This is a genomic window from Halohasta litorea (genome assembly GCF_024494645.1).
GTDB lineage: Archaea > Halobacteriota > Halobacteria > Halobacteriales > Haloferacaceae > Halohasta > Halohasta litorea.
Genome location: NZ_JANHDJ010000022.1, coordinates 1 through 9,220 on the forward strand (window position 1 = coordinate 1; position 9,220 = coordinate 9,220).

Sequence of the window (9,220 nt, forward strand, 5' to 3'; positions counted from 1 at the left end):
CCACGCACGAGCGCAGGTGTTTCTTGCCCTGTGCCTTCGCCTCGTCGTCGCTATCACCAACTACGAACGCGGAGACAATCCAGGAAGTACGATCATCACGGTGTGAGAACTCTTCTATGACACCCTCTCTCAAAAATAGTCAAGAAGCGTGGTGTCCGGTCCGTCCATCGTCGACCCGCATTTGGGGCAATAGTCTTCGATGACAGCCTCATCGTAGAGATAATGGCTGCATTCGTCGGGACGGGAGGTGAAGTACACGTTATCCCAGTCGTGTGGGGGTTCACGTCCGTAGAGGCAGTCCGTTCGCTGGCTGTTTCTGCCACGGTGGTTAGTCACGAGACGTACCGGACAGTGACGACATTTGTGAAGTGCAATATCCGGACTGGATGAATCCTCCGGCCAGATTGCCTCTGTCCGTCCCCACTCGTGGATACCCTTCGGGCCACGACAGCGACCGATTTCTTGGCGAGTAGCGAGGAACTTCTCGACAGTTGCAACCGGGTACACCTGCTTTGCCCAACTCTTGAACGGCGTAGTTCTATATTGTCTGGTCAGAGCTTTCCGTACTGCTTTTAGAGGGAAATCCGGTCCGTGTTCGTCACTCTTCGAGTAGGTGTACTTGGGTACGTCATCGGCGGGGTTGTCTTGGTGGAGCCGTCGGAGGTCGCACTGCTGACCGATACAGATGTCGTACGTCGGGAGGTCTTCTTGTCCGCGTGGATGGGCGTACTCAGGAACCCGACGCCAGAGGTGTTCACCTTGGTAGTAGATCCCGCCGCAGGTCACGAATAATTCAGCTTCCGATGTCCGGTAAGCATACCCGTTCCCATCATCCCGCTCGAATTCATCACCGATTGTATCGTAGTCAAACGTCTCGTTGAGGACCGCGTCGGCACCGATCCAGACGACTGAGTAACCGGCGGCGAGGTAGTCGTGGGTTGCCTGCCGGGTATCTTTGTCCTCGTGCTTGTGCTGGACTTCGACAGCAAGGCCTGCTCCGAAGAAAACGTTCTCGTCGTCGAACTCAACGAGTGCGTCGGCCCGGCGAACTTCGGTCGGTGTCGGGATCCCCGAAACGTCGACGTCCACTTCGGTGCCGATAGTCGCATTATCGTCGTCACCGAAACGCTGATCGAGGGCAACCTCAACCCGGGCGACCGCGTGCTCATGTGCTTCCGATTCCCCACCGCCATTCGAGCAACGGTGACCATTAGAGTCGGAGACGTGGTAGAAGTGGCGAGCACGTCCAGGAGCAGATCGTGGATACATGGTCTTACCACAATCGGGGCAGATGACCGCTTCGCCATCGTCGACGAGCTCGGGAACGACGGGAGAACCATCACGGCGAGCGCGGAAGGGCATAATATAATCAAGTTAGATACTCTGTTTCAGTAAACTTACCTCACAAGTCGGTAGTAGGCGGAACGTGAGCCACGTCTATTGACGTAGAATGTGTGTGCAAGACTTCGAGCGCTCTTGAACAGACGGTTGAAGAGGTTCCTGAGATACAGATGGAAGCAGAGCGGATCGCCGCTCACAGCACGGAGTGGACAATTCCATGTTTGTGGGCGTCATGTGCTGAATCTACGTCTCACAACAGTTACTATCTGCTCACGGTTCTATCTTTCATTATGCTCCGTATACAGACTAATCGCCGTAATCGGGTTATGTTAGAACTCGATTGAACTACCCTACAACGACTGCAATATGATCCTCTCAGCGGACCGGCACACCGCTTTATGATCGAAAACCCCTATCTATCTGTTCATGGTTCGGATCGATGACTCAGATCCGGTCGTCAAATGCTGGTTATCGCCTGATGAGCTGGATCATCTTGAGCGGACTGCTGGAGCCGACGGGTGGGAACGAGAGATTTCTATGCAACTCATGGGGCGGTGTGGGCTCCGTGTGAGCGAAGTTTCCTACCCAAGTACTGAGGAACTCAGGTGGTCGAAAGACGGTGAGATCTGGCTCTTTGAGGTCAGAGGGAAAAATACCAAAGGTGGTGGCCGGAAGACCCGTGACGCCTGGATGCCTGAAAGCGTAGCTGACGACATCCACAAGTATACTCGCGAACGCAGTCTCTCCGAGATCGATCCATGGGTCGACGCCTCCACACCATCGATCCGACGCTGGGTAAAGGAAGCAACACAAGCAATTGCTGATGAAACTGGGAATGATCGATGGGAGTCCGTCTCCTCACACGATCTCCGCCGCAGCTGGGCGACCTACCACCTTGTCGAACGCCAAGTCGACGTCCGCACTATGATGTCTATCGGTGGCTGGAGTGACTATTCCGCTATTGAGCCATATCTTACTGAGCCAACTGAAGGGCGGATTGGTGAAGCGATGCGGTCTAACTGAGGTGAAGACCTTGTTCTCCTTCCGTTGGAGCGATAGCCTATTTTGATATAGCCTAACTTGTGATTGGCTATCTACCGTTATTGTCGAACAACACAAGCAGTGCCTTGTTGCGTAACTGCGAAGTTATTTATATTTAGTTCGTACTATTGCAACACTGTGTACACTGAGGCTGAACTCCAGGTGCTTGCAACACTCAAGGGCGACTCATCCATCTCGGAACTCGCTGACGACCTCAATCGGAGTGTGAACTACACCTCAGAACTTGTTCAGCGAGTGGAAACCAAAGGCCTCGTCAATACCCACCGATCTGGGAAGACGAAACGAATACAGCGGTCGGATGCGAAAGCTGTCGAACTGTTCGATACGTTCGTCCAGCAGTATTCACACATTCCGTTTCCCGAATTACTTGATGGTGCGACGCTTCGTGTACTCTACTATCTCGATTCCCCCAGATCCGCGACTGACCTCGCTGATCTAGTTGGCGTGCATCGGAGTACGGTTCACAGAGCGCTGTCGCCATTACAAGATCGTGGGATCATCTACAAATCCGACGGACAGTACGTGATCAACGACGAGTTCAAGGGGCTAGTGGGGCTGGCACAGGAGTTTGCCCACCTTCGGAATCGTACTCGTATTGCAGAGTACGTCGACTCGCACACGATCCTGTGGGAGTCACCCGACGAGTTCCTTGTCCAGACCGACGACGTGATTGAGTCGGACGCGTTCGTTACCACGGGGCCGGAACGGTTCCAGGCGTTTGGTCTTCCTCTGCTGGCACGGCAACGGCGGTACTACCTATATTCGCCGTCGAAAGACGACATTTCAGCAGCCGAACTGTGCTGTCATATGCTCGTTATCGACGACGGAACCCGAACCCGGTCATACTGCCTGTTGTTGCTAAAAAGTGAGGAGGTGGATCGAGGCAAAGTACTGTCACTTGCCGAAACCTATGATGTCAGCACAATCGTCTCCGATCTGCTCTCGTATCTCGACACCGAAGGAGAGGAGCGAGCCGATCGGTTACCGACGTGGAGCGAGTTCCGTGAACTGGCAGACGAATACGGAGTAGCGATATGAGAGCACGATTCGACAGCGAGTATATCGAAGCGGAGCTAGACCGGATCGGGACGCAGATCGAGACACCACTAACAGTCTATTTGATTGGTGGCGGTGCGATGGCGTTTCGAGATCTCAAGAACACCACGAAGGACATAGATCTCATCGTCACAAGTGGGGACGATCTCCAACAGCTCCAGATAGTGCTCTTGGCGAACGGCTACGAAATCGTCAAAGATCCCGGAGAGGAGTACGACGAACTCGGTGCCCAGCGGATTCTCGAAAACGATGACGGGTGCCGCATCGACGTGTTCAACAAACAGGTGATCAACAAACTCGTCCTCTCGAGTGGGATGCGCCAGCGAAGTGAACGCTATCTCGACGCTGGCGAGTTATCTGTTGAACTCGTCAGTGCCGAGGATATCTTCCTGTTCAAAGCTGTTGCAGGCCGGACTGATGACATCGAAGACATGTTCGGGCTGATACAAACGGCACTCGATTTCGACGTCATTGAGGACGAACTGGCACGACAGATCGATCTCCTCGGCCAAGAACTGTTTGTCTCATACGTCAACGAGGCACTTGTCGATCTGGAGGATCAGCACAATATTACAACCCCGCTGGCCGAGACTGTCTCCGAGATCACCGAACGCGTGTACCGGGAACTCGAAGTGTTGCAAGCAATCGACGATTCGATCCATCGATCGGAGTTAGCGTCGACGCTTGACCTCTCGGCTGCGGAACTTGAGGAAACACTCCGTAGCCTCGACGCAAAAGATGTGATAACGGTCGACGATCAGCAAATTACGAAAGAGTCGACGACTCTGTAACAGGTCAACGACCTTGGGTTGTTGACTTCGTGTGTTCTGTGGGCAAGACACCCCACCGTTACAAATGAACGTCGATACTCGGACACACCACTGTTACAAGTGAAGATACCAAGACTACACCCCACCATTACAAGTGAACAGCAGAACGTCAGACACCCCACCATTGCAAGTGAAGCGGGCCCTAAGAACAGCCAAAACTGGCGCTACAGTACGTTGTTCATTTGGGCGATATCACGAATGGTCTGAATCTCCTGCTCTAAGACCATCACATCGGACATGGCATCAATTGCACTCGAAAACGGCACGTCTAGTTCGTAGCTGTAGTAGTTCCCGCGAGATCCACTACGGTTCTCGTTCGATGAGAGGATACCAAGCATTCGAAGATCTGAGAGATGGTTGTGCAGCGACCGCTGGGCCAGTGGGTCGATATCAGCACTCTCACATAGTGACATATACTCACGGTAGACGGCTTTCGTCCGACAGGGAGCCTCGTTCTTTGCCGTCTTTGAGATTACTGCCAGCAACGCTAGTCGACCGTGACTGGTTAGCTCCCGCATTCCCTGTTCGATTCGCTTCTGTTCGAGTTTCTCACGAGCGGCCTCAACGTGGGTGATTTTGATTTTGTCGGCATCTTGATTCTCGGCGACCTCACCAGCGAGTCGGAGTAAATCGAGTGCTTGTCGTGCGCTCCCGCTGTCGCGGGCAGCCAGTGCCGCACATAGCCCTAAAACTCCCTGTTCGATGCCATCGTCGACAATAGCGACTTCGCTGCGTGACTGGAGGATGCTTTCGAGTTCGGTGGCGTCGTATGGTGGAAACTGTATTTCTCGCTCGCACAGCGTATCCTGGACTCGCGGATCGAGGTGGTCGCGGAATTTGAAGTCGTTACTGATCCCGATCACGCCAACTTTCGTCCCGTCGAGTTTGTCGTTTGCCCGCGCTCTCGGTAGTTCGTACAACAAATCATCTTGTGAGCCAATCGAGTCAATCTCGTCGAGGACGATTAGGATTGTCCCACCAATCTTGTCGAGTTCTTGGAACAGTTTCTCGAAGACTGCCTGTTGAGGATAACCTGTTGTACTGATTTCGCCACCGTGTGGTCGGAGTTTGTTCACCAACGCAACGGCGACCTGATACGACGAGGTGAGCGTCTTGCAATTTAGCGTGATGACGGTGAAATTGATATCGTCGTACTGTTCAATGTCGGATTGGAGCTGGTCTAAGAGGAAGTCGGTGACAGCTGTCTTCCCGACGCCTGTGTTTCCGTACAAAAAGATGTTGTTCGGTTCCCAACCGTCGATCACGGGTTGGAGGGCGTCCATATACTCCTCAATCTCTTCATCCCGCTCCTCAATCTGATCGGGCTGATAAGACTCGCCAAGTGCGTCCTTATTGAGAAAGAGATTCTGCTTTCGTTCGAAGTGACGCATACACTCACTTTTTATCTAAAGTATATAAAACCACCCTTGCAATTGTTTCAAGTGAACACACCCACACCACTGTTACAAGTGAAACTAGTAGAGTAGAGTATCTCGAAAGAACAACACCCCACCATTACAAGTGAAGCAGTGATATGTTTGTGTATTAGTTAGACAGTTAGAATCACGTGTTAGATCTAATTATACCGTTTTAGGTGGTTCTCCGAATTCGAGACATAGTGTATTCGTACCCGACTAGCTGTCGTCGGGTACTGTTTCATTGCTGTTCACTTGCAACAGTGGTGTGTCTCTGTTGAGAATGGGCATTGGTCAGCGGTCTATGATCGCTTGTAAACTCATGTGAGAGTCTCTATGCTCCATCTAACACATCGATAACGGGGTGTGGTCGACGGTTGAAGCTTGCTTTCTATACACTCTCTTTGAGAAATGAGTTATCGGCTAATTAACCAACAAATCGAATGGATTGGTTCAATTTGTTGGTTAATATAATCCGTGTATTTCCAATAGCCTATAGACCTCGTCTACTGCCGTAGCTCCAAAATAAAGCCCATGTGCCGACACATCACGAGAAGATATTATCTGGGGGATACTGTGCACAGTCGACCGGGATCGCCTCACAGGCGGCCTGAATCGCTTGGTATCCGACCCACCCTTCGCCGCGGAGCAGCTCACCACAGCCATGGCGTGTGAGTTCGTGATAACAGACGTTTGTCGTTGTTAGCTGGAGTGTCTCGACAATACGGGGCCACAGGCTCGTGTTTATAACAGCAACCAATGCATCAGTGTCGACGATTACGAGATATCGCACGTCATCGTTGACCATTGTCACTCATGGAACACATCGGTCGTGTCAAGCTCTATGGCCTCTTCAAAGGCCTCCCGCTCGCGGTCGATCTCTTTGAGGGTATCTTCGAGCAGAATCTCCGCAGCGTCATCAGACAGCTCTCCATCTTTGTATTGCTGGTAAATGGTAATTCTCTCTTCATAGTCGACACCGAGGTCGAGGTCCTCGTACATCTGATCGAGCATCGACAATGCAGACTGGAACTGCGTGTAGTGTTCACGCATATAGGCGATTGTGTCCTCTCTGGGAATCACTGGATACCCCTCGACATATTCGATATCGAGTGTTGGTTGTGGGTCGAGAACGATTTGAAGTGGCCCAGATAGTTCTTCTCGTGGTTGGCGTTCGAATGCTGTTGACAGATCAAATGACTCAAAGAACGCTTGCCAGTCGTCGACATCTTGCTCACGAACAGCGAGGAACAATGGATAGTCTCCAGGATCACGAGCGACCTGGTAGCCACCTTGAGTCCACACATAGACAGCATCAATCCGGCTGTAGGCGAAGGGCCATTCACCGTATTGAGGGATAACGTATGCTTCATCAATCGATGGGGGACTGATTGCGGCACTTGCAGCTACTAGCTCTTGTGCGCTATTTCGGACCCTCTCATCGACTACAGAGAGACCATGATCATACTCGACATAGCCTGCTTCTTCGAGGCGGTTCACAGCCTGTCTGACTGTTTCGTACGGTGTCTGAATGTGCTGAGCAACACGACGGATAGAGTCACCACTCTCGACAGCGAGGATGATCTGGGCCGCCGTGTCGTCAAATACCTCATGCATCTAATAGTTACCATTATTCCGGGAACAATTAAAAATCTTGCCGGAAATGGAATCTTGAATCTATACCGGTGCGGATCGTGTTCAGATTATAGACCAGTGAGTGACAGCTAATGATACCGTACAGTGTTAACCAACATTGAACCACAATTCACACCAAGCGTTGGTTAAGGTTGAATCATTTCGCATCCACCCCCTTGCCGTGGAGATCAAAATATGCCTTGCCATGTGACTATGTCCGTAGTTAAGCCGAATCCCATCCGACTAAACCAATGAATAGAACAAATAGAATGGAAAGAAAGGATAGAACGGATAGAAAGAATAGGTTAAATAGGTTGGATGGGTTTGAATTTCATCACCACCAGAATGGTTTTGTAGGCAGTCTGTCTCGGATACAGTAAGAGACATCAATGAAAGGGTTTGACCGAAGTAATCCAAAGAATAGAATGGAAAGAAAGGATAGAACAAATAGAAGGGATAGGTTAGATAGGTCAAATAGTTCCAACTCAATCAGCGAGGTCGACCAATGACTGTCGACGAACCACGAGCGGTCGCCGTCTCACTGACGAAAGGCGGCGTCGGAAAGACGGCGATCGCAATCAACCTCGCTGACCGGCTTCAGGAGCGTGGTCGGACACTCCTCGTCGACATTGATCCAGCAGGTAACGCCACCGAGGGAGTAGGTGAGGCCAATGCCTACGACTTGGATGATCACATCGGCACATACCTGAAAGAAGCCGCCATGGCTGACGACGACGAAACTGTAGACCCATCGCTCGACGATATTATCATCGAACGCGAAGGCTTCGACCTAATCCCATCTAGTGCCGATCTCGCAACGTCAGAGTCGATCATTGACGCCGAGAACCGCTTTGCCATCCTCGTCATCAAACAGCAGCTCCTCGACATTGTACTCGGCGACCGCTACGATTACGTCGTCTTCGATACACCCGGGGATTCAGATTCGCTGTTCCGAGAGGCCGCTATCTTCGGAGCAGGTAATGTGATTGTCCCGATGACGCCTGCTGAAGAATCCGTTCGGGGCTTCGAGACCTTATTAAAAACTGAAATCATCCCGGCCCGCGACCACACTGATGTCGACATCCTCGCTATTGTCCCGAACATGATGCTGTCGGACAACGAGTCTCAATGGCTCTGCGACGAACTCAACGAATCGTTCGGCGACCTCTTGCCTCCGTTCGGCCACCCGTCGCTGTTCGACGACGACGAGGAAATTGATCCAGGTATCCGACAACGAATTGCGTTCAAACGTGCGTGGCGTGAGGGCGTCCCACTGGCAGAGTATGACCCAGACAGTGATATGATCGATAGGCTTGACGAACTCGCCGATATCGTCGCCCGAGGTGGGATCAATGGGGAGTGACCGGTTTAGCGAGCTTTCGGATATGGAAGCACAGTCTCGTCAGCAAGATGACGACGTCGACCCAGAACCCGAAACAGAACCAAAATCGGAGTCGACCACGTCCGAGCCTGAACCAAAGTCACAGCCTGACGCCACCGGCAATATTCATGAGACGGCGTTCAACTACGATGAAGCCAAGCAGTCGCCGATTTATGCGCGCCCGTCGACATGGGACGAATACGATGATGCCCTAGAACTAGACATAGAGCGGTCGCTTCGCAAACAGGACGTACGCAATGCTTCGAAGCGCGAACTACATGATGCAACCCTGCGGCTGGCCGCCGAGAATCCTGAACTGGTTGCCGAGAAATTGCTCGAAGCGCGTCGACAACGGTAATTCTCAACAGCGGCTGAGATTGTCGACTGGCTCGATGTTGTTCACAATCTGAAAGCGAAATAGAGAGAGATTTTCACCGTATCAAGAAAGGTGCTCCCAGACAGCCGTCGGATCAGTTTCGTTCAATTCGGCATTTGTCTGC

Annotated in this window: 9 protein-coding genes and 1 pseudogene; 6 read left to right on the plus strand and 4 right to left on the minus strand. The window is 51.9% G+C overall.

Features of this window, described 5'->3' with window-relative positions; genetic code table 11:
- A pseudogene (locus NO877_RS19475) lies at window positions 1–106 on the plus strand (IS5/IS1182 family transposase); the annotation flags it as partial.
- 23 nt (window positions 107–129) lie between these two features.
- Here NO877_RS19475 and NO877_RS19480 read toward each other — a convergent pair.
- Complete coding sequence (locus NO877_RS19480) at window positions 130–1,269, minus strand: hypothetical protein (protein ID WP_256397955.1); 1,140 nt, start codon at window positions 1,267–1,269, stop codon at window positions 130–132.
- Window positions 1,270–1,767: 498 nt separating this feature from the next.
- Between NO877_RS19480 and NO877_RS19485 the strand changes: the two genes are divergently transcribed.
- The 3 genes from NO877_RS19485 to NO877_RS19495 all read left to right on the plus strand — a co-directional run bounded on the left by NO877_RS19485 (window position 1,768) and on the right by NO877_RS19495 (window position 4,250).
- Window positions 1,768–2,364, plus strand: coding sequence for a site-specific integrase (locus NO877_RS19485; protein WP_256397956.1), 597 nt, complete (start codon window positions 1,768–1,770; stop codon window positions 2,362–2,364).
- Window positions 2,365–2,520: 156 nt separating this feature from the next.
- Window positions 2,521–3,441 carry a helix-turn-helix domain-containing protein gene (locus NO877_RS19490; protein ID WP_256397957.1) on the plus strand — a complete coding sequence of 307 codons (921 nt, stop codon included), beginning with the start codon at window positions 2,521–2,523 and terminating at the stop codon, window positions 3,439–3,441.
- Complete coding sequence (locus tag NO877_RS19495) at window positions 3,438–4,250, plus strand: DUF6036 family nucleotidyltransferase (protein WP_256397958.1); 813 nt, start codon at window positions 3,438–3,440, stop codon at window positions 4,248–4,250. Before NO877_RS19490 ends, NO877_RS19495 begins: the two co-directional genes overlap by 4 nt.
- Window positions 4,251–4,453: 203 nt before the next feature.
- Here the strand turns inward: NO877_RS19495 and NO877_RS19500 are convergent, their stop codons facing one another.
- The 3 genes from NO877_RS19500 to NO877_RS19510 form a co-directional block, all read right to left on the minus strand.
- A complete protein-coding gene (locus tag NO877_RS19500; RefSeq protein ID WP_256397959.1) occupies window positions 4,454–5,680 on the minus strand; it encodes an orc1/cdc6 family replication initiation protein in 1,227 nt (408 codons plus the stop codon).
- Between the two features lie 571 nt (window positions 5,681–6,251).
- Complete coding sequence (locus NO877_RS19505) at window positions 6,252–6,512, minus strand: hypothetical protein (RefSeq protein ID WP_256397960.1); 261 nt, start codon at window positions 6,510–6,512, stop codon at window positions 6,252–6,254.
- Between the two features lie 2 nt (window positions 6,513–6,514).
- Window positions 6,515–7,321 (minus strand): helix-turn-helix domain-containing protein, encoded by an 807-nt coding sequence (locus NO877_RS19510; protein ID WP_256397961.1) that lies wholly within the window; start codon window positions 7,319–7,321, stop codon window positions 6,515–6,517.
- A 523-nt stretch (window positions 7,322–7,844) separates the two neighbouring features.
- Between NO877_RS19510 and NO877_RS19515 the strand changes: the two genes are divergently transcribed.
- The gene (locus NO877_RS19515) at window positions 7,845–8,702 is read left to right on the plus strand and encodes a ParA family protein (protein ID WP_256397962.1); all 858 of its coding nucleotides are present in this window, start codon (window positions 7,845–7,847) and stop codon (window positions 8,700–8,702) included.
- Window positions 8,692–9,078 carry a DUF7970 domain-containing protein gene (locus tag NO877_RS19520; protein WP_256397963.1) on the plus strand — a complete coding sequence of 129 codons (387 nt, stop codon included), beginning with the start codon at window positions 8,692–8,694 and terminating at the stop codon, window positions 9,076–9,078. Before NO877_RS19515 ends, NO877_RS19520 begins: the two co-directional genes overlap by 11 nt.
- The last annotated feature ends 142 nt before the right edge of the window (window positions 9,079–9,220 follow it).